The following is an 18,988-nucleotide window of genomic DNA, read 5'->3' on the forward strand; positions in this document are numbered from 1 at the left end:
GCCGCAATGGCACATACGGGATATGGCCGAACTGCACGAAGTCCTCGCCGGAGTGGGTCCGCGGCTGCGCAGCCTGCGACACGCCCGCGCCTTCACCCTCGCCCAGCTCGCCGAGACCACCGGCATCTCGCTGAGCACGCTGTCCCGGCTGGAGTCGGGCCGGCGCAAACCCACCCTCGAACTGCTGCTGCCACTGGCGAAGGCGTACGGCGTCCCGCTGGACGAACTCGTCGGCGCGCCCGCCACCGGCGACCCGCGTGTCCATCCGCGGCCCTTCACCCGCCACGGCCAGACCTTCGTGCCGCTCACCCACTACCTCGGCGGCCTGCACGCGTACAAGCAGATCATGCCGGTCCAGCCGGGCGGTCCCGACGTGGACGGCCGCCTGGAGCAGCGCACCCACGAGGGCTACGAGTGGCTGTACGTGCTCTCCGGCCGGCTGCGGCTCGCGCTCGGTGACCGCGACGTGATCCTCACCGCGGGGGAGGCCGCCGAGTTCGACACCCGCACCCCGCACGGGTTCGCCAATGCCGGCGACCGACCGGTGGAGTTCCTCGCCCTGTTCGGGCCGCAGGGCGAACGCGTCCATCTCCGGGCCCGCTCCGTCCCCGACCCGAGCTGATCCGGCCTCCAGCCGACCCGGGCCCGAGCCGACCCGGCCCGGCGGGGCGGCGGCGCCCCCGGGGCAGGCTCGCGAGCCGGCCCCGGAGAGCGCTCCACCGTTCATCTCGTCCGACCATCACCCGGGATCGGCGCTCACCCCCAACTCGTGATGCCGGCCCCGTACGGGTACAGAGGGTTCCCGTACGTCGTCGGCACGGTCTGACCCGCGTCGATCTTCGCGCGGATGTCCGCGCGCTCGGCGTCCGTCGCGCCGAGGTCGTACGGCAGGTCCCACGCCTCGTTGGCGTCGGCCTGCGTGTCGCCGCCGCCCGGCTTGAGCACCTGGTCCAGGCTCCTGGGCAACTGCCAGGGCAGGTGCCCGTGCGGTGTGTAGTCCCCGAAGAGCAGGCTCGCCGTCGCCGGACCGACCTCCTCGCCGCCGCGGTAGGTCACCACGATCGCGTCGGCGAGGTCGTTCCAGTCGCTCATCACGATCGGTCGGGGCAGCGTGAGGACGACCACCACCGGGATGCCCTGGTTCTTGAAGTTCCGGATCAGGGCGAGCTGGTCGGCCGGCAGGTACGGCTGGGTGTCCGGCCAGGCGGTGGCGTGGGTGTAGGACGGCTCGCCGACGTCGACGATCGCGAGCTTCGGGTTCGGACCGGTGTCCTGGTAGACGTTGACCCCGGCCGTCGCGGCCCTCTGCTTGATCGCGTCCAGCATGTCCAGCGAGCCGTAGTCCGGGTGGAAGTAGCTCGACCAGATGCAGCACGACGCGCCGTCCGTGGCCCGGTCGCCGGCCACCACCACGTTGTCACCCGCGTCGAGCTTCACCGGCAGCACGCCGTCGTTCTTCAGCAGCGTGTCCGACTCCCGCGACGCCTGGTTCGCCAGCGCCACATAGCTCGGCTGGTGGAACCGGTAGGGCCCGTTGACCGGGTCGCCGTAGGGGTGGTCGAAGACGCCCAACTCGAACTTCAGCTTCAGGATGCGGCCGACCGCGTCGTCGATCCGGGCCTGCGGCACCTGCTGCTCGAAGCTCGCCATGGTGAAGTCGGCCGCACCCGGGTCGGCGCCGCCCATCACGTCCGAGCCGGCGTTGGCCGCGTTGATCCACGCCGACGACGGCAGCCAGTCGGTGGTGATCAGACCGGTGTAACCCATGTTCTGGCGCAGGTAGTCGAGGATCTTCGCGCTGTCGCCCGCACCCGGGCCGCCCGGGTCGAGATACGAACTGCCCGCGTAGCCCGGCATGATGTTCACCGCGCCCGCGTCCATCGCGGCCTTGAACGGGATCATGTGGTACTTGATCGTCACCGCGTCGTAGACGATCCCCGCCTCACCGCCGGCGCCCTCGCCCGGCCAGTGCTTCACGGTGGCCAGCACCGAGGACGGGTTCAGCTCCGGGCCGCCCTGCAAACCGGCCACCAGCGCCTTGAGTTGGGCCGCGGCCACGTCCGCGTTCTCGCCGCCGCCCTCCTGGATGCGCGGATACAGCACCTTCGTGCCGACCTCCGCCAGCGGCGACAGGGTGCCGCGCGCCCCGACCTCCAGCTCCTCCTCCCGCTGCATGTTCCCCAACCGGTAGTCCAGCGGGTAGTCCTTCCCCGCCGCCAGCGTGCTCTGTAGCGGATACGTCGTCTGGTAGCCCGCGGTGGTGTCGCCGGCCGACACCGGTGGGATGCCCAGCCGGGTGGCCGCCGTCGACATCAGCACGTCGTTCAGGTCGGCGGGCTGCGCCGGGCCGAAGTGCCAGCCCGACATGGGGTACTGCTGCACGTTGTAGAACATCTGGTACGCCTTCTCCTCCAGCGTCATCCGCCCGAGGAGATCGCTCACCCGCGTGTCGACCGGCAGCCGCCAGTCCTCGTACGGCTCGATCGTGCCGTCCTTGTTGAGGTCGCGGGCGCCGTCGACCACGTTGACGCCGTCGTCCGCCCGCTCGACGTCCGGCAGGTAGACGCTGAACCGGCGGATGTCCGAGGTGGTTCTCGCCCCCGACCCGCTCACCGCGACGACGTACCACTTGTACGTCCAGCGGTCGGTGATGTCCCAACTCGGCGTGTATCCGGTGCCGGTGGGCTCGGCGACCTTCGTGTACAGGTCGAGCAGGCTGCCCGATGCGGTGAAGTCGTAGTCGGTGCGGCTGATGTTGATCCACACCTCGTAGTGCGCCGCGTCCGGGACCGCCGCCCAGGACAGCTGCGGCCTGCGGGTGTTGGTGACCATCGCCTTGTCGGCCGGTGCGGACAGCGCGAACTGGCCGGTGGTGGCGGGGGGTTTGGTCGGACCGGAGAGCATCGGCGGGGTGGACGCCTGGTCGTCCACGGTGCCGTAGACCTGGAACTCCCAGAGGGAGTAGCCGTATCCGGTGGCGCGGGCGGTGCCGACCAGCCGTATGTAGCGGCCGGAACCGGTGAGCGGCAGCTTCTCGATGCCGCCCTTGCCGGAGGTGGTGGTGTAGAGGGGGGGTCCACGCGGTGCCGTTGTCCGACACGTCGATGTGGTACCCGGTGCCGTACGCCGACTCCCAGTCGAGCACCACACCGCTGACCGCGGCGGTGCCGCCGAGGTCGACCTGGAGCCACTGGTCGTCGGTGTACAGGCTCGACCAGCGGGTGGTGGTACGGCCGTCGAGCGCCGCCGCGGGCGCGTTGCCGCCCTCGTACGAGGAGGCCGTGACCTGCTTGAACGCCGAGACGACGGTGCCGGGGAAGTCCCCGCCGCCCGGGTCCGTGCCACCGCCGGTCGTCCCGCCGTCGCCCCCGCCGCCGGCCGATCCGTAGACCTTGAACTCCCACAGGGAGTAGCCGTACCCGGTGGCGCGGGCGGTGCCGTACATCCGCACGTAGCGGCCGGAACCGTTTACGGCGAGCGTCTGCTCGCCGCCGGTCCCGGTGCTGGTGGAGTAGACGTCGGTCCAGGTCTGCGCGTCGTCGGAGACCTGGATGCGGAACGCCGTGCCGTAGGCCGTCTCCCAGTCGAGGGTGACGGAGCTGATGGTGTCGGTGGCGCCCAGGTCGACCTGGAGCCACTGCGGGTCCGAAGCGGCGCTGGACCAGCGGGTGTTGCCGTCGCCGTCGACCGCCGCGGAGGCCGGGGTGCCGGCGTTCTCGGTGGAGGAGGCGGTGGCCGGGCGGCCCTGGGAGAGCAGGCTGTCGGCGGCGTGTGCGGCGCCGCCGGTGGTGCCGACCAGGCAGCCGGCCGCCAGGGCCGTCGCGGCCATCGCGGCGACGGCCGGTCGGTGCCGGCCGGCACGTCCGAGGAGACGGGAAAGGAAGCGCATGGCAGCTCCACGTGGGGGTGGCCTCGTGCCGCGGCGGCGCCGTCGCTTGGCCGGGCGACGGCACCACGCGGCTGGGGGGATGACTCGGACTCACGGGACCGTGCCCATGCTCGAACACGGTCGGAGAGCGCTCTCCGGGGAGTCTGTGGGAGGGCCCGAACCACTGTCAATACGTCGGGCACGGTAAAGGCACAACCAAAGTACGGCCAAGGTCCGGCAGCGCGACCGGGTGCCGGTGGCGCGCACGCCGGGCACGCCGTGCTGTTGCCGTGGCGTCGCCGGAGCCGGAGCCGGAGCCGGAGCCGGCGCCGGCGCCGTACGGCGGGTGGGCGCCGCCGCACGCCGAAGTCGGGTGCGGGTGGACCGCGTTCACCGTTCCGCCCGCCGAGAGCGCCGCGCGGCGAGGCCACTTCGGCACCGCGGGACCTGACCGGCCCGCACTGCACCGGACCGGGCCGGACCGGGCCGGGGCAGGCCGCATCCGGGTCCCGCGGGTAATCGCGTTGCGCCGCCGGCGGCCGCCGTGGCAGAGTCGGGCCTGCCCGGCGGCCGTTGTGGTCCCGGGTCCTCACACACGGTTGGGAATGAAGTCCATGGCTCCGGCGTCCCGCAGCGGCCGCCGTACGCGCTGAGCGGTCCGCTCCTGCTCCCCGTCGAGCAGCGGCCTCCGTTCGCGCCGCGCGCTTCGCGTGCGGCGGTCCTTCGCCGCGGTGCTTCCCGCACCGCCGGTCGCCCTCGCGCGGGGGACGGCCCGCCCGGCACCTCGCCGGGCCAGGCAGCAACGCGCCCTTCCCGCCGGCACCGCCGATCGCTCGGTCACCGCCATGCGGGAGAGCGCTCCACCGTGTTTGTTTTCGTGAGGTCACATCATCGTGAGCACCAATGTCCAGAACTTCGCCGTCGCCAACCTCCGCCGCCGCCCTGCGGCGATGGAGGTCGGAGGCTTCGTCGTGGGCTTCGACCCCGCCACCTCCAGCCCGTACGTCAACTACGCCACCCCGCTGCCCGGCGCCGAGCCGACCGCGGCGGATGTCGCCGCTCTCGTCGGCGCGTTCCGTGACCGCGGGCTCAAGCCGCGGTTGGAGTTCGCGCCCGACCGCGCACCCGAGGTCGAACCCGCGCTGCGCGCCGCCGGGTTCGGCGTGGAGGCGGTGCACGAGTACCTGGTCTGCGAGCCGGGGGCGCTGAGCATGCCGCCGTCCGTCGGGAGCCTGACCGGGCCCCTCGTGGCGGCCCCGACCACCGAGCAGGAGTACGCGGCGATCGACGCGGCCCTGTCCGAGGCGTTCGAGGGGGAGTTCGCCGCGTCCTCGGAGGGCGTCGCCCGGTTGCGGCGTACCCAGGAGAACGGGGGAGCGGTGCGGTTCGTCAGCGCCCCCGACGGCGGTTGCGCGGGCGGTGGCTCCTGCTCCGCGCCCGCGGTCGGCACCGCTGAGCTGGCGGGCATCGGCACCCGGCCCGCCTTCCGCCGCCGCGGCATCGGCGCCGCCGTCACCGCCGCGCTCACCGCGGCGATGTTCGAACAGGGCGCCGAATCGGTCTGGTTGGAGTACTCCGGGGACGGCTCCCGCCGGGTCTACGAGCGGCTCGGCTACTCCCCGCAGGGCACGCGGCTCTACATGGCGTTGGAGGTGTAAGCGGGCGAGTTGCGGGAACCGCGCGCGGTGCCGGCTCCGACGGCGCCGCGCGCAGCCCGTACGCAAAGATCGTGAGCCGACGGTTCCCGCACCCGCTTGTGCGGCACGGCGGGCGGCCAGTGCGCCCTGGCACCCGGCGGATCGGCATCCTGGTGACGGCGCCGGTCCCGGAGGCGCTCGGGCCGATCGTCCCGGGCTGCACGTCCCCCTTCGTCGCCATCGTGGACATGTCCGCGCAGGCGGGTCTGTTCGGCGGCGGAGGGCCGGGCGACTTCGCGGTCACCTGCGGCTTCCAGCGGAACGACCGGCCGATCGTGTACATCACGGTCGCGACCATCGTGGTGATCGTGCGGGCCGGGCAGTTCCTCGGCGACTGGCCCGGCCGGCGTGCGCTGCGCCGCTGGGGTCCGAGGTCGCTGGGCGGACGTTGCCGAGCCGGCGGCCCGGCCTGGCCCGCGGTCGCACGGCACACCGGTGCCCCCTGCCCGGCACGGACAGGGGGCACCGGCGCGCCTGTCGACTACCCCCGGTCCACCGTGAAGCCCGGGTGCAACCTGCGGGTGTGGTCCACCACGCGGGGCGGCCCGGTCAGGGTGCAGACGACGGTGAGCCGCAGGTCCGTACTGGAGGCGCCCAGGCGCAGTTCGAGGGTGCCGGGTTCCACCACGCGGCGGCCGTCGCGGCCGGTGAACGCGGCCAGGTCGGCGGGCACGGTCAGCTCCACGCGCGCGGAGGCACCCGGCGCGAGGCGCAGCCGCCGGTAGCCGACCAGCCGCTGCTGCGGCTGTACCACGGAGGCGACCGGGTCGTGCAGGTAGACCTGGACCGTCTCGGTGCCCTCGCGCCGCCCGGTGTTGCGGACGGTGAAGGAGCAGCGCACCTCCCCGTCGGTGCCGGCCTGGAACTCCGCGACGCGCAGGTCCGTCCACTGGAAGGTGGTGTACGTCAGCCCGTGCCCGAAGGCGTATGCCGGGGTCGGGTCGACGTTGGAGACCTCGCTGGCCCGGCCCAGCCGCGCGGCCAGGTACGTGGTCGGCTGGCTGCCCGGCCGGCTCGGCACGCTCACCGGCAGCCGCCCGGACGGCTCGACCTGCCCGGCGAGCACGGCTGCGACGGCCGCGGTGCCCTCCTCGCCGGGGAAGAACGCCTGCACGATGGCGGCTGCCTCGTCCACCGCGCGGCCGAGCGCGTACGGCCGTCCGGCGAGCAGGGTGAGGACGACCGGGCGGCCGGTGTCCAGGACCGCGTCGAGGAGTTGCTGCTGCACGCCCGGCAGCGCCAGCGACTCCGCGTCGCAGCCCTCGCCGCTGGTGCCCCGGCCGAACAGCCCCGCCCGGTCGCCGAGGGCGAGTACCACCACGTCCGCCTCGGCGGCCGCGCGCACCGCCTCGGCGAACCCGCCGGTGTCCTGGTCGTCCACGCCGCAGCCTGCCGCCGCGACGATCCGGCTGTCGGTGAACTGCGCCGCCAACGCCTCGCGCAGCGTGGGCAGTTCGATGCCGGCCGGCACCTCCGGGTGCTGGACCCCGACGTGCATGGGGAAGGCGTAGCAGCCGAGTACCGCGGTGGGCGTCTCGGCGTTGGGGCCGATGACCGCGATCACGCCCGGCCGGTGGAGCGGCAGGGTGCCGTCGTTGCGCAGCAGCACCACGCTCTCCTCGGCGACCCGGCGGGCGATGTCCCGGTTGGCGGCCGAGTCCAGGTCCACGCTGCCGCGCAGCGCCTCCCGGTACAGCGCGCCCGCGGCCGACACGGAGGCGTCCGGGTTGTTGACGTCGCCGGCGCCGACCGCCGTACCCGTGCCCGAATCCGTATCCGAATCCGCGCCCGTCTCCGTCTCCGCGCTGTCCTGCGCCGGCGCCCGCCCCGGAGCGGTCACCCCGTCGACGCGCCCGGCCAGCACCTGCGGCACCGGGTCCCATCCCGCGTCCAGCAGCCCGAGTTGGGCCTTCTGCACCAGCACCCGGTGCACCGCCCGGTCCAGCAGCGCCTCCGGCACCCGTCCGCCGGCGACCGCCTTGAGCAGCGGCTCGCCGTACGCCTTGACGGTGGGCAGTTCGACGTCCACGCCCGCCGCGAGCGCCGCGCCGGCCGCCTCCCCGAGGGTGCCCGCCACGCCGTGCAGGGTCTGGAGGAAGGCGACGCCGAAGTAGTCGGCGACGACGGTCCCGGTGAAGCCCCAGGTGTCGCGGAGCAGCCCGGTCAGCAACTGCTCGTCGGCCGCCGACGGGATGCCGTCGGTGTCGGTGTAGGCGTGCATCACCGAGCGGACGCCGCTCTCGCGCACCGCCATCTCGAACGGCGGCAGGATGACGTCGGCGCGCTCCCGGCCGCCCATGCCGACCGGCGCGAGGTTGCGGCCCGCGCGGGAGGCGGAGTAGCCCGCGAAGTGCTTGAGGGTGGCGACGATCCCGGCCGACTCCAGCCCGCGCACGTAGGCGGTGCCGATCGTGCCGACCAGGTACGGGTCCTCGCCGATGGTCTCCTCGACCCGGCCCCAGCGCGGGTCGCGCACCACGTCCAGCACCGGCGCGAGCCCCTGGTGCACGCCGACCGCCCGCATGTCGCGGCCGATCCGCTCGGCCATGGTGCGCACCAGCGCGGGGTCGAAGGTCGCGCCCCAGGCCAGCGGCACCGGGTAGGCGGTGGCGCCCCAGGCGGCGAAGCCCGCGAGGCACTCCTCGTGGGCGAGCGCGGGGATGCCGAACCGGCCCGCGGCCATGATCCGGCGCTGGGTGCGCAGCAGCGACAGCGCGCCGAGCGCCGGGTCGACCGGTGCGGTGCCGAACGGCCGGGTGAGCTGGCCCAGGCCGTGCGGCAGCAGCTCATCGAGGGCGACCGGTTCCTCCATCTCGTGCTGGTGGGGGGCGACTTCGCCGCCTTCGGCGGAGGCGCCCACCCAGATTCCGTACAGCTGCGCGGCCTTCTCCGGCAGGGTCATCTCGGCGATCAGGGCGTCGGCCCTGGCCGCGGGCGGCAGGGAGGCGTCCCGCCAGCGGGCGACGGGCGCGGGTGTGTCTCCCGGGGCGGTCTCTTTGGGCACGGTCTGTTCGGGCACGGTGTCGGTCACTTTCCTCCGACGCCCATCAGCCCCTGCACCAGGGCACGGCGGGCGAACAGGTAGACGATGAGGATCGGCAGCATCGACAGCACCACCGCGGCCAGCAGGCCGGGGATGTCCACGCCGTGCTCGGTCTGGAAGTCGTACAGGCCCAGGGTGACCACCTTGGAGGAGTCGGACTGGGTCAGCACCAGCGGGAAGAGGAAGCCGTTCCACGCCTGGAGCGCGGAGAAGACCACGATCGTGGACAGCCCGCCCTTGGACAGCGGCAGCACCAGCTGGACGAAGACCCGCCACTGCGGGGCCCCGTCCATCGCCATCGCCTCGTACAGGTCGGGGGTGATGTCGCGCATCACCCCGGTCAGCACCAGGGCGCTCACCGGCAGGCAGAACGCCGCGGTCGGCAGGATCACCCCGGCGAGGTTGTCGTAGAGACCGGCGCGGTTGATGACGTAGAACATCGGCACGATGACCGCCTGCGCGGGCACCGCGAGGCCGAGCAGGAACAGCCGGAAGACGCCGGTGGTGATCCGGCCGCGGCCGCGCACGATCGCGTACGACAGCGGCGGCACCAGCAGCACCACGATGGCCACCACCGCGGCGGTCACCAGCAGGGTGTGGAAGAAGTACCGGCCGAAGCCGTTGGAGAAGTCCTGCGTGTAGTTGTGCAGCGTGAAGTGCTTCGGGAAGGACAGCGGGCCCTGCTGGGCGTAGTCGTCGCGGCTGCGCAGGGTCGCGGCGAGCATGACGTACAGCGGCAGGCCGACCAGGAACAGCCAGACCAGCGAGCCGAGTCCGGCCAGGAAGTTGGGGCGGCTTCTCATCACAGACCCTCCGAGCTGCTGCGCATCCGGTCGTAGCCGGAGACCCGCACCACGACCAGCGAGATGACGGTGGCGACCAGCACCAGGACCAGCGCGATCGCCGCGCCGCCGCCGAAGTCGAAGCTCTTGAAGGCCTGTTCGTACATGTAGTAGGCGCTGATGGTGGTGTCGGTGCCGGGGCCGCCCTGGGTGAGGATCAGGACCGTGTCGAACGTGGTCAGGCCGCCGACCACCATCAGGATCATCGAGGTGATCATGGTGTTGCGCAGTTGCGGCAGCGTGATGTGGAAGAACTGCCGTACGGTGCCCGCGCCGTCGATCGCCGCGGCCTGGTAGAGGACCTGCGGGATGGCGCGGGTCGCGCCCTGGTAGATGAGGGTGTGGAAGGGCGTGTACTGCCAGGCGCCGACGAAGACCAGCACGCCGATCGCGCCGGACTGCATGCCCAGCAGGTTGCCGTTGCCGAACAGCCAGCGGGCCTGTGCGGGCACCCCGAAGTTCGGGTCGAGCAGGGCCCGCCACAGCACGGACACCGCGGTCGCCGACAGCAGCAGCGGGACGAAGAACACCGCCGACAGCACGGCGCGGTTGCGCTGCTTGCCGGCCGCCCACACCCCGAGCAGGATGCTCAGCGGGGTCTGCACGGTGACGCCGAGCACGGTGATCAGGACGCTCAGCCACAGGCTCTGGATCATGGTGTGGTCGTGCAGCAGCGCGCGCCAGTTGTCCAGGCCGGCGAACTCGGGCGCGCCCAGGCCGTCCCAGCTGGTGAAGGAGAGCACCGCCACCAGCACCAGCGGCAGGATGGCGAACAGCGCGAAGAACAAGGTGGCGGGGACCGCCCAGGCAAGGCCCGGGCGGGTCACGGCGGAGCCGGACCGCCGGGCCGGGCGGCGAGCGGGCCGGGTGGCCCGCCCGCCGCGCGCGGCGGGCGGCGCGGTCGAGGTGGTGGTCATGGCGTGGTCCCTGGGTCAGGACGCCGAAAGGCCCTGCATGGCCTTGATGAAGCCGTCGGCGTTGATCTTGCCGTCGAAGAACTCCTGGACGGCGGTGTGGATGGCCGTGGTCTGCGACGGCGGGTACGCCTGGTCCCACGAGAGCTGGAACGAGGGGGCCTGCTTGACCATGTCGAACTGGTACTTCAGGTAGGCCGGGTTGGACGCGCTGTCCAGGAACTTCGGGGTGTTGGTGGTGGTCGGCAGGTTGCCGATGGCCAGGTGCGCCTTCACGAACTCGTCCGAGTACTGGAGCTTGAGGAACTGGGCGACGGCGTCCGGGTACTTGGTCTTCTTCAGCACCGAGTAGAAGTTGTTGGTGTTGCCGACCACGTCGTCGGGGTTGCCCTTGCCGCCCGGCACGCTCGGGAAGGGGCCGTAGCCGAGGTCGTTCTTGGTGAAGTCCGGGTTGGCGTCCTGCTCGGTGGAGTACTCCCACGAGCCCATCAGCTCGAAGCCGGCCTTGCCGGTGGCCAGCAGCGCGGGGGAGCCGCCGTCACTGAACTTCACCGAGTCGTAGTTGCCGCCGAACGCCCCCGCGTCCACGAGCTGCTTGAGCATCGTCAGCGCCTTGCGGCTGTCGGGGGTGTTCCAGACGCTCGTGTCGCCGCCGAGCGCCTTCTCGAACAGGCCGGGGCCGGCGATGCGGTCGTACATGTACTCGAACCACATCTGCGTCGGCCACTGGTCGCCGCCGCCCAGCGCGATCGGTGTCCTGCCCTTGGCCTTGAGCACCTTGACGGCGTTGAGCAGGTCGTCCCAGGTCTTCGGCTCGGACAGGCCCGCGTCGGCGAGCACCTTCTTGTTGTCGAAGAGCAGCACCGGCTGGGTGCCGCGCATCGGGACGCCGTACGGCTTGCCGTCGATGACCGCCGTGTTGAACACCGACGGAAGGAAGTTGGACTTCAGCCCCGGGTCCTTGGCGATGAAGCTGTCCAGCGGCATCAGCAACCCGGCCTTGACGAACGGCTGGATGCTGCCGGCTCCCCAGTTGTAGAAGATGTCGGGGGCCTGCTTGGTGGTGATGATCGTCTGGAGCTTCTGCTGGTAGTCCGCGCCGGGGATGGTATCCAGCACCGCCTTGACCTTCGACGTCTTGTTGAAGGTGGCGACGATCTGCTTCTCCACCTTGTTCGTCGCGTCGCCGTAGACCAGGACGTGGATGCGGCCGGAGCCGGACCCCGAACTGCTGCCCCCGCATGCCGCCATGGACAGCCCGAGTGCGAGCACCACGCCACCGGCGGCGGCACGAGAGAACCGAGCGCGCTTCATCATGGAGTGCCTTTCGAATGTTTCGGCGGCGATGCCGAAATTTCTGCGCCGCCCAGACGCTAGAGCGCGGTGGGAAAGCCGGTCAACCCTCCGGCCTGCGGTTATCAAAGCGTTACGGTGTGTGGGTCGGGGTGTAACGCCACACAGGTATCGCGGGGTGCGTGGGAAGCGGGGCGGCCGCGGGAGGGGGCGTCGAAAGCTGTAGCCAGCGGGATCGATCGTTTCGGAACCGAAGCGGTTGGAGCGGGCGGCGGCCGATTACGGGAGCGCCGGTGGGTACCCGAAGGGCATGACTTCTGGAGACGACCAGAGAGACCATCAGCGGGGGCGGCGGGACCGACCGGAGTGGCCCGACCCGCACGACCCCCCTGACCCGCTCGCTCCCCGCGGCCCGTACGGCGCCCCCGCCGCACATACGGCGCACCACCCGCACGACCCGCTACTCACCCCCGACCTTCCCCCCGCCGCCGAAGCCCCGGAGCTGCCGGGCGCGGTACGGACCCGCCCCGAGGACAGCCCGGTCGGCCGGCAGGCGGAACTTCCCCCGCCCTACGGCACACCCGCCTCCGGCGACACCCCGCCCAAGGGCGCGTGACGAACCGCCCGGCGGTGCGCGGGTGCGTACCGCGCGGGCAGGTCACGCGTCAGCCCGCACCGCGCGGGCAGGTCACGCGTCAGCCCGCACCGCGCGGGCGGATCATGCGACGGCCCGCACCGCGCGGGCCGTCAGCCCTCTTCCGGGCCGGCGTCCTCGTGCAGGGCGAACCACACCGTCTTGCCCTCGGACTCCGGCTGCACGCTCCACTCGTCGGAGAGCAGGTCGAGCAGGACCAGACCGCGTCCTGAGGAGGACAGTTCGCCCGGCGCGCGCTGATGGGGCAACTCGTCGCCGCGGTCGGTGACCTCGACCTTCAGGGTGCGCCGACCCTGCTCCCCGGTGACCACGGCGACGAGCGCCGCGGACTGGTCGGTGTGCATCAGCACGTTGCCGACCAGCTCCGAAGAGAGCAGCACGGCCGTGTCCACCTGCTCCGGCCGGGCCCAGTCGTGCAGCAGCGACTCCAGTTCGGCGCGGGCCTGCGACAGGCTCTCCGCCCGGCCCTGCTCGATGGTGAGCACCAGGCGCCGCTCCCGCACGTCCGGCCTGGCCAGCCCGGAGTCCCTGCGCACCAGCAGCAGCGCGATGTCGTCCTCGTTGCGCGGCCGGGCGTCCGCGCGGCGCAGGTCCGGCTCGGGCCGGACGCCGCCACCGGGCTGCTGCGGGCCGTTCACCGCCGTGATCAGCCGATCGGCCATGGCCTCCAGGTCCGCGCTCGGCCCCGGCGACATCGCGTCGCGCACCCGCACCCACCCGCTGTACATGTCGTGCCCGCCGGTCTCGATCAGGCCGTCCGTGCAGAGCATCAGGACTTCCTGGTCGTGCAGCTCCATGAGCGTCACCGGGTAGTCGTCGTCGCCGGGCATCAGGCCGAGCGGCAGGCCGCCGGGGATGTGCTTGAGCATGCAGGTGCCGTCCGGCATCCGCAGCACCGGGTGCGGGTGCCCGGCGCGGGCGAGGTGGAGCAACCCGGTGTCGGGGTCGGCCTCGATGTAGATGCAGGTCGCGAAGCGGTCCTCGTCCAGCGCGGTGAGGAACCGGGAGGCGCGCGCGAGTACCGCGTCCGGGCCGTGCCCCTCGGCGGCGTAGGCGTGGACAGCGGTGCGCAGTTGGGTCATCAGGCTCGCCGCGTGCACGTCGTGGCCCTGCACGTCGCCGATGACCAGGGCGAGCCGGCCGCTGGGCAGTTCGATGCTGTCGAACCAGTCGCCCCCCACCATCAGCCCGCCGCCGGTCGGCACGTAGCGGGTGGCCACGCTCAGCCCCTTGATCGCCGGCCCGGCCCGGCCCATGCTGCTGCGCAGGCCGCGGGAGAGCGCGAGTTCGGCCTCCCCGGTGCGGGTGCGCTCCAGGGCCCGGGCCAGCAGCCGCGCGGTCACCGTGAGCAGCGTCCGCTCGTCCTCGGTGAACGCCACCGGCGAGCGGAACGCCGCCAGCCACACCCCGCTCAGCCGCCCCGAGCTCATCAGCGGCAGGAACGCCCACGAGCTGCGGCCCTTCGGCGCGGTCAGCGGATAGGTGACGGGGAAGCGGCGCCGGTACTCGTCGGCCGTGGCCAGGAACACCGGGCGGCCGGTGCGGACCACCTCGGCGGCCGGGTAGCCCGTCGACACCGGCATGCGGAAGATCCGCTCGGGGCCGGTCGCCCGGAAGCCGAGCGTGGCGAGCTTGGTGAGGAAGTCGCCGTTGATGCCGAAGACGGCCTGGCCGTCGAGGGGGAAGTCGGGCGCGTGCAGGGCGGTGAGGGCCTTGAGCGCCTCGTCCAGGGAGCCGGCGTCGGCGACGGTGGAGCCGGCGTCGACGAGGAGGGCGTCGCGGTGGCGGGAGCGGGCGCTGGGGGAGCCGGAGCTGGGGGAGCCGGAGGTGCCGGGGGAGCCGGCGGCCGTGGGGCGGGCGGAGTGTCCCACGGAATCGTCGGGGGAGTCTTCGGGGGCGGGGCCTTCGGCGGCGCCCTCTTCGGCGGCGTCCTCCGCGCGGTCGCGCGGGCCGGGGCGCTCGGACCCGCTCGCCGGTACGGACTCGATCAGGGGTGCGTCCGGCGCGGGCCGGTCGGGGGAAGGCTCGGCGCCGTCGGGTGCCTCGGGCTCCTGCTCGTCGGGCCCCGCGGGACCCGTGCGCAACCGGTTGAGCGCGTCGATCTGCCGGAGTTCGGCGTCCTCGTCGCGGTCCTGAGCCGGCCTGTCCGGTTCACCGCCCATCCGCGCCCTTTCGCTCGTGTTCGCCCCTGCCGGGTGCGCGCCGCTCGCCGGCCATGGCCGCACTTTTCGGTAGGTTTGATCCCGATCGTACGCTTACGTCCCATGCTCTGACGGGACCATGCTCCCCGCACCCGCGCCGCACCGCAGGGCGGCGGCCCGCTGCCGGGGGCGCGTCCCGCGGAGAGCGCGCCCGCGACGCACGTCCACGCGCCGCTGTCCCGACCGGGCGTGACCGGCGTTGACTGGGAGTAATGGCCGCCATCCTGGAGTGCACCCATGACAGTCCCGCCGTCCGGGGCGCGCCCGGCGCCCGTCGTGTTCGCCGCCCCCTTCACCGACCGCTCGGCCTGGGCGGTCGGCCGCACCTCCGCCTACCCGCCCGACGGCCGCAACCCCGGTGACAACAAGCTCGACCAGATCGGCCCCTCCTACGGCCCCACCGTCGCCGGCGTCTTCCGGGCCCGCGCGGCCGGCGCCGGCCTCTGGCACACCGACCTGGTCTCCACGGAGTACGCCCCCGGCGGCTTCGAACTGCTGCCCGGTGACGAGCTCTCCGCGACCTGCGTCGTGGACGACACGCCGGGCGCCTGGCCCGCGCTGTGGACGTGGGGGCGCGACCTGTCCACCGGCCGTTCGCAGCCCGGCCACGGCGAGGTCGACGCCTTCGAGTACCACTCCACCAATCCGCACCTGCTCGAACTGACCAACCACGTCGGCGGCGCCGGCGACTACGCCGACGGCGTCGTCACCCCCGGCCGCCCCTTCCGGCTGGACGTCCTCCTCGGCGCCGGCAGCGTGCGCTGGCAGGTCGACGGCCGGACGGTCTACGACGACGGGAAGGGCGTCGGCACCCGGTGGCGTGCCTGGCTGGTGGTCTGCATCAGCGTCTCCGCGGGCGCGTACGGGCACCCGGCGCCCGGCCCCGGGGTGCGCGAACTGAGCTGGCAGTGCACCGACCTGGAGGTCCGCCGCCCGGGCGGCGGCCGGGGCTGAGCGCAGCGGTCCGGCCCGCATCCGCCAACCCGGCTTTGGTCCAGACCTATTGACGGGTGGTCGAGACCACTTTACGATCCGGGCCACCACGTGATGCCCATGCGTCACACCGGTATCTCCACCTCACTCCGAAGCCCGGGCCGTCACGGCCGCCCCCACCGGCTCGGTGACCCGCGGTCCGCGGCGAGAGAAGGAGCACACATGCCCGCTACCCACGGCCGCCGGCTGCGCCTGCTCGGCGCCGGCCTCGCGGCGGCCTGCCTGGCGCAACTGCCGCTCGCGGCGGCGACGCAGGCCAGCAGCCCGACCTCGACCCCGACCCGCACCGCCACCGTCAGCACGGCCGCCGCGAAGGCCGCCACCGAAAGGGCCGCCGCCACAGTCGCCACAGGCGCCAGGACCGCCACCGCCGCTTCCCCGTCGACGCGCGCCGCCGCCGCGCCCGCCGACGACACCTGCGCCACCAAGCCCAAGCCCGCAGGCAAGGTCCTCCAGGGGTACTGGGAGAACTGGGACGGCGCCGCCAACGGCGTCCACCCCGGCATGGGCTGGATACCGATCACCGACAGCCGTATCGCCCAGCACGGCTACAACGTGATCAACGCGGCCTTCCCGGTCATCGACTCCGACGGCACCGTGCTGTGGCAGGACGGCATGGACACCGGCGTCAAGGTGCCCACGCCCGCCGAGATGTGCCAGGCCAAGGCGGCCGGCGCGACCATCCTGATGTCGATCGGCGGCGCCGCCGCGGGCATCGACCTCAGTTCCAGCGCGGTCGCGGACCGCTTCGTCGCCACCGTGGTGCCGATCCTGAAGGAGTACAACTTCGACGGCATCGACATCGACATCGAGACCGGCCTGACCAACAGCGGCAACATCGGCACCCTCTCCACGTCGCAGGCGAACCTGGAGCGCATCATCGACGGCGTGCTCTCCCAGATGCCGGCCGGCTTCGGTCTGACCATGGCGCCCGAGACCGCCTACGTCACCGGCGGCAGCATCACCTACGGCTCCATCTGGGGCGCCTACCTGCCGATCGTGAAGAAGTACGCCGACAATGGCCAGCTGTGGTGGCTCAACATGCAGTACTACAACGGCAGCATGTACGGCTGTTCCGGCGACTCCTACGAGGCCGGCACGGTCGCGGGCTTCACCGCGCAGACCACCTGCCTCAACAACGGTCTGACCGTCCAGGGCGCCACCATCAAGGTCCCCTACGACAAGCAGGTGCCCGGCCTGCCCGCGCAACCCGGCGCGGGCGGCGGCTACATGGCGCCGGACCTGGTCGGGCAGGCGTGGAACTCCTACGGCGGGGCGCTCAAGGGCCTGATGACCTGGTCACTGAACTGGGACGGCTCGCAGGGGTGGACCTTCGGGGACAACGTGAAGTCGCTCCAGGGCCGCTGAACGAGGACCGCCCGGACCCCCGCTCCCGGGTCGGAGCGGCGGTCCGGGCGGTGTGTCGGTGCCGCCCTGTAGCGTGAACGCGCGCCGACCCGCGCACCCAGTGCCGACCCCGGAAGGACGGACCGATGGCGACCAGCGCACGCGACGGCCACGGCGACGACGACGGTGCGGACGCCTCCGCGGCCCCGGCGCCGTATCCGCCGGTGGAGCCGGACGCGATCGCCGAGCTCGCCCTCGAACTGCCCGAGACCACCGAGGAGAACCCGTTCGGCCCCGGCGTGGACGTCTACAAGGTCGCGGGCAAGGTCTTCGCGATCCTCAGCCCCGACGCCGACCCGCCGTCCGTCTCCCTCAAGTGCGACCCGGCGCTCTCCTTGCACCTGCGGGACCACTACGCGGCCGTCACCCCCGGCTACCACCTGAACAAGAAGCACTGGAACACCGTGGCGCTCGACGGCACCATCCCCCCGGACGAGATCGACGACCTCGTCGCGCACTCCTACTCCCGCGTCGTGGCCGGCCTGCCCAAGGCCACCCGTGACCGCCTCACGCTCCTCACCCCCGCCGTGACACCGCTCGTCCCCTGAGCCGCGCGGGAGTTGACCGTAAAGACCCCCCTGGGGCAGGAGTACGCCCGTGCGGCGCATGAAACCGGTGCGGCCCGGCCATCATGTAAAGGTGGCCGGGCGATGTGCAATTGCACGTGCGGCCGAATTCGATCACCCCCACTGCGAGGAGGAGAACGATGACCGGTCGGGACGAAGGCGCGAAGCGCCAGGTTGCTCCGCGGCCTCGGCCGAACATGGCCGAAACCGTGGTGAGTTGGCGAAAAAGTTCATACAGCAACCATGAGAGCAACTGCGTCGAGGTAGCGGAACTCGACCAGGAAACGGTCGGAATCCGCGACTCGAAGGACAGGAACGGTCCGATTCTGACCTTCAGCCGCAGTGCGGTACGCGCGTTCGTGGCAGGTACCGCCCGTGGCGAGTTCGCCGTCGAGTAGCGAGATCCAGCCAGATGTGACGTCGGGCCCTCCGCATTGTGAGCGCTACGGCACGATAGGTGACCCATACGGGGTGCCTCGCCCCGAGAAGGAGACCGACCGTGCCAGCTCAACCGTCTCGCAGTCCGCGTGGGGCCCGCAACGTCCACGACCTGTCCGGTCGGGCGCCGACCGCGCAACGGATGATCTTCGGTGAGACGCTGAGGCAGCGCCGGCAGGCGCTCGGCCTCACTGCCGAGGACGTCGTGCGACAGATCGGCCACTCCGCGTCCAAGATCAGCCGGATGGAGAACGGCCGGCACGACTTCAAGGAGGCCGACCTCCACCGCCTCCTGGACGTCTACGGCGTGCGGGACGAGTCCGAGCGCGACCTGCTGCTCGACCTCGCCCGCGCCGCCAACGAGCGTGGCTGGTGGGACGCGTGGAGCGACGTCTCCACCAAGACCCTCCAGACCCTGGTCAGCCTGGAGGACATGGCCCAGCGCATCCGCAGCTACGAGATCGCCCAACTGCCGGGCCTGGTGCAGACCGCCGAGTACACCCGCGCCCTGATCCGGGCCAACTCGCCCGGCAAGAGCGAGCAGGACATCGACCGGATCATCGAGCTGCGCGCGATGCGGCAGCAGCGGCTGATGCGCTCGCCCGGCAAGAAGCTGCTGTGCGTGCTGGACGAGGTCACCCTGGTCCGCCCGTACGGCTCCCGCGAGGGCATGCGCCGCCAGCTCGAACACCTGATATCCCTGGCCGACGACCCCGACATCGGCTTCAACCTGGTGGAGTTGAACCGGCCCAACCTGCCGGTGCAGGTCGGTACCACCACGATCTTCGACTTCGCCGACGGCCAACTCCCCGACATCGTCTACATCGAGCGCTCCGGCGGCGGCCTCTACCTCCAGGAGGAGCACGAGGTCGACGAGCACGTCAAGGGCTTCGATCGGCTGATGATCGCCTCGCTCGGCCAGCGCGCGACCGTCCGCCGCATCCAGGACCACATCAAGAAGTTCCGCTGACGAGCGAACGCTGGAGCGACGGCCGTAGCGAAGGCCGGAACGAGAGAGCGCAGGCGGACGGAACGCGTCGAGCGCCAAGGACCTTGGCTCCCAAGGTCCTT

At 72.2% G+C, this 18,988-nt stretch carries 14 protein-coding genes and 1 pseudogene; 8 read left to right on the plus strand and 7 right to left on the minus strand.

What is annotated here, in order from left to right:
* Positions 1–22: 22 nt before the first annotated feature.
* Positions 23–622, plus strand: coding sequence for an XRE family transcriptional regulator (locus AB0399_RS19225; protein WP_329372050.1), 600 nt, complete (start codon positions 23–25; stop codon positions 620–622).
* 134 nt (positions 623–756) lie between these two features.
* Here the strand turns inward: AB0399_RS19225 and AB0399_RS19230 are convergent, their stop codons facing one another.
* Positions 757–2,904 carry a glycoside hydrolase family 3 C-terminal domain-containing protein gene (locus AB0399_RS19230; protein WP_366412127.1) on the minus strand — a complete coding sequence of 716 codons (2,148 nt, stop codon included), beginning with the start codon at positions 2,902–2,904 and terminating at the stop codon, positions 757–759.
* Positions 2,905–2,934: 30 nt separating this feature from the next.
* Positions 2,935–3,829: pseudogene (locus AB0399_RS19235) on the minus strand (discoidin domain-containing protein); the annotation flags it as partial.
* A 932-nt stretch (positions 3,830–4,761) separates the two neighbouring features.
* Between AB0399_RS19235 and AB0399_RS19240 the strand changes: the two are divergent.
* The gene (locus tag AB0399_RS19240; RefSeq protein ID WP_366412118.1) at positions 4,762–5,526 is read left to right on the plus strand and encodes a GNAT family N-acetyltransferase; all 765 of its coding nucleotides are present in this window, start codon (positions 4,762–4,764) and stop codon (positions 5,524–5,526) included.
* A gap of 520 nt (positions 5,527–6,046) precedes the next feature.
* Here the strand turns inward: AB0399_RS19240 and AB0399_RS19245 are convergent.
* The 4 genes from AB0399_RS19245 to AB0399_RS19260 all read right to left on the minus strand — a co-directional run bounded on the left by AB0399_RS19245 (position 6,047) and on the right by AB0399_RS19260 (position 11,681).
* Entirely contained in the window at positions 6,047–8,467 is a 2,421-nt protein-coding gene (locus tag AB0399_RS19245) for a glycoside hydrolase family 3 N-terminal domain-containing protein (RefSeq protein ID WP_366412128.1), read from the minus strand.
* 125 nt (positions 8,468–8,592) lie between these two features.
* Positions 8,593–9,411: a carbohydrate ABC transporter permease gene (locus AB0399_RS19250; protein WP_328461023.1), complete on the minus strand. Its 819-nt coding sequence runs from the start codon at positions 9,409–9,411 to the stop codon at positions 8,593–8,595.
* Positions 9,411–10,367 carry a sugar ABC transporter permease gene (locus AB0399_RS19255; protein ID WP_329372056.1) on the minus strand — a complete coding sequence of 319 codons (957 nt, stop codon included), beginning with the start codon at positions 10,365–10,367 and terminating at the stop codon, positions 9,411–9,413. Before AB0399_RS19255 ends, AB0399_RS19250 begins: the two co-directional genes overlap by 1 nt.
* Positions 10,368–10,382: 15 nt before the next feature.
* Entirely contained in the window at positions 10,383–11,681 is a 1,299-nt protein-coding gene (locus AB0399_RS19260) for an extracellular solute-binding protein (RefSeq protein WP_366412119.1), read from the minus strand.
* 286 nt (positions 11,682–11,967) lie between these two features.
* On the opposite strand from AB0399_RS19260, the gene AB0399_RS19265 reads away from it, so the two are divergent.
* Positions 11,968–12,273 (plus strand): hypothetical protein, encoded by a 306-nt coding sequence (locus AB0399_RS19265; protein WP_328461017.1) that lies wholly within the window; start codon positions 11,968–11,970, stop codon positions 12,271–12,273.
* A 131-nt stretch (positions 12,274–12,404) separates the two neighbouring features.
* On the opposite strand, the gene AB0399_RS19270 is transcribed toward AB0399_RS19265, so the two are convergent.
* Entirely contained in the window at positions 12,405–14,474 is a 2,070-nt protein-coding gene (locus AB0399_RS19270; RefSeq protein WP_366412120.1) for a SpoIIE family protein phosphatase, read from the minus strand.
* A 276-nt stretch (positions 14,475–14,750) separates the two neighbouring features.
* On the opposite strand from AB0399_RS19270, the gene AB0399_RS19275 reads away from it, so the two are divergent.
* The 5 genes from AB0399_RS19275 to AB0399_RS19295 all read left to right on the plus strand — a co-directional run bounded on the left by AB0399_RS19275 (position 14,751) and on the right by AB0399_RS19295 (position 18,887).
* Positions 14,751–15,467: a beta-glucanase gene (locus AB0399_RS19275; protein ID WP_329372063.1), complete on the plus strand. Its 717-nt coding sequence runs from the start codon at positions 14,751–14,753 to the stop codon at positions 15,465–15,467.
* 201 nt (positions 15,468–15,668) lie between these two features.
* Positions 15,669–16,874, plus strand: coding sequence for a chitinase (locus AB0399_RS19280; RefSeq protein ID WP_366412121.1), 1,206 nt, complete (start codon positions 15,669–15,671; stop codon positions 16,872–16,874).
* A 125-nt stretch (positions 16,875–16,999) separates the two neighbouring features.
* Positions 17,000–17,461, plus strand: coding sequence for an MmcQ/YjbR family DNA-binding protein (locus AB0399_RS19285; RefSeq protein ID WP_329372067.1), 462 nt, complete (start codon positions 17,000–17,002; stop codon positions 17,459–17,461).
* 158 nt (positions 17,462–17,619) lie between these two features.
* Entirely contained in the window at positions 17,620–17,877 is a 258-nt protein-coding gene (locus tag AB0399_RS19290) for a DUF397 domain-containing protein (protein WP_329372069.1), read from the plus strand.
* 101 nt (positions 17,878–17,978) lie between these two features.
* The gene (locus tag AB0399_RS19295; RefSeq protein WP_329372071.1) at positions 17,979–18,887 is read left to right on the plus strand and encodes a helix-turn-helix transcriptional regulator; all 909 of its coding nucleotides are present in this window, start codon (positions 17,979–17,981) and stop codon (positions 18,885–18,887) included.
* The last annotated feature ends 101 nt before the right edge of the window (positions 18,888–18,988 follow it).

Origin of the sequence: Streptomyces sp. NPDC088194, assembly GCF_040702025.1 — a bacterium.
In the GTDB taxonomy this organism is placed as follows: domain Bacteria; phylum Actinomycetota; class Actinomycetes; order Streptomycetales; family Streptomycetaceae; genus Actinacidiphila.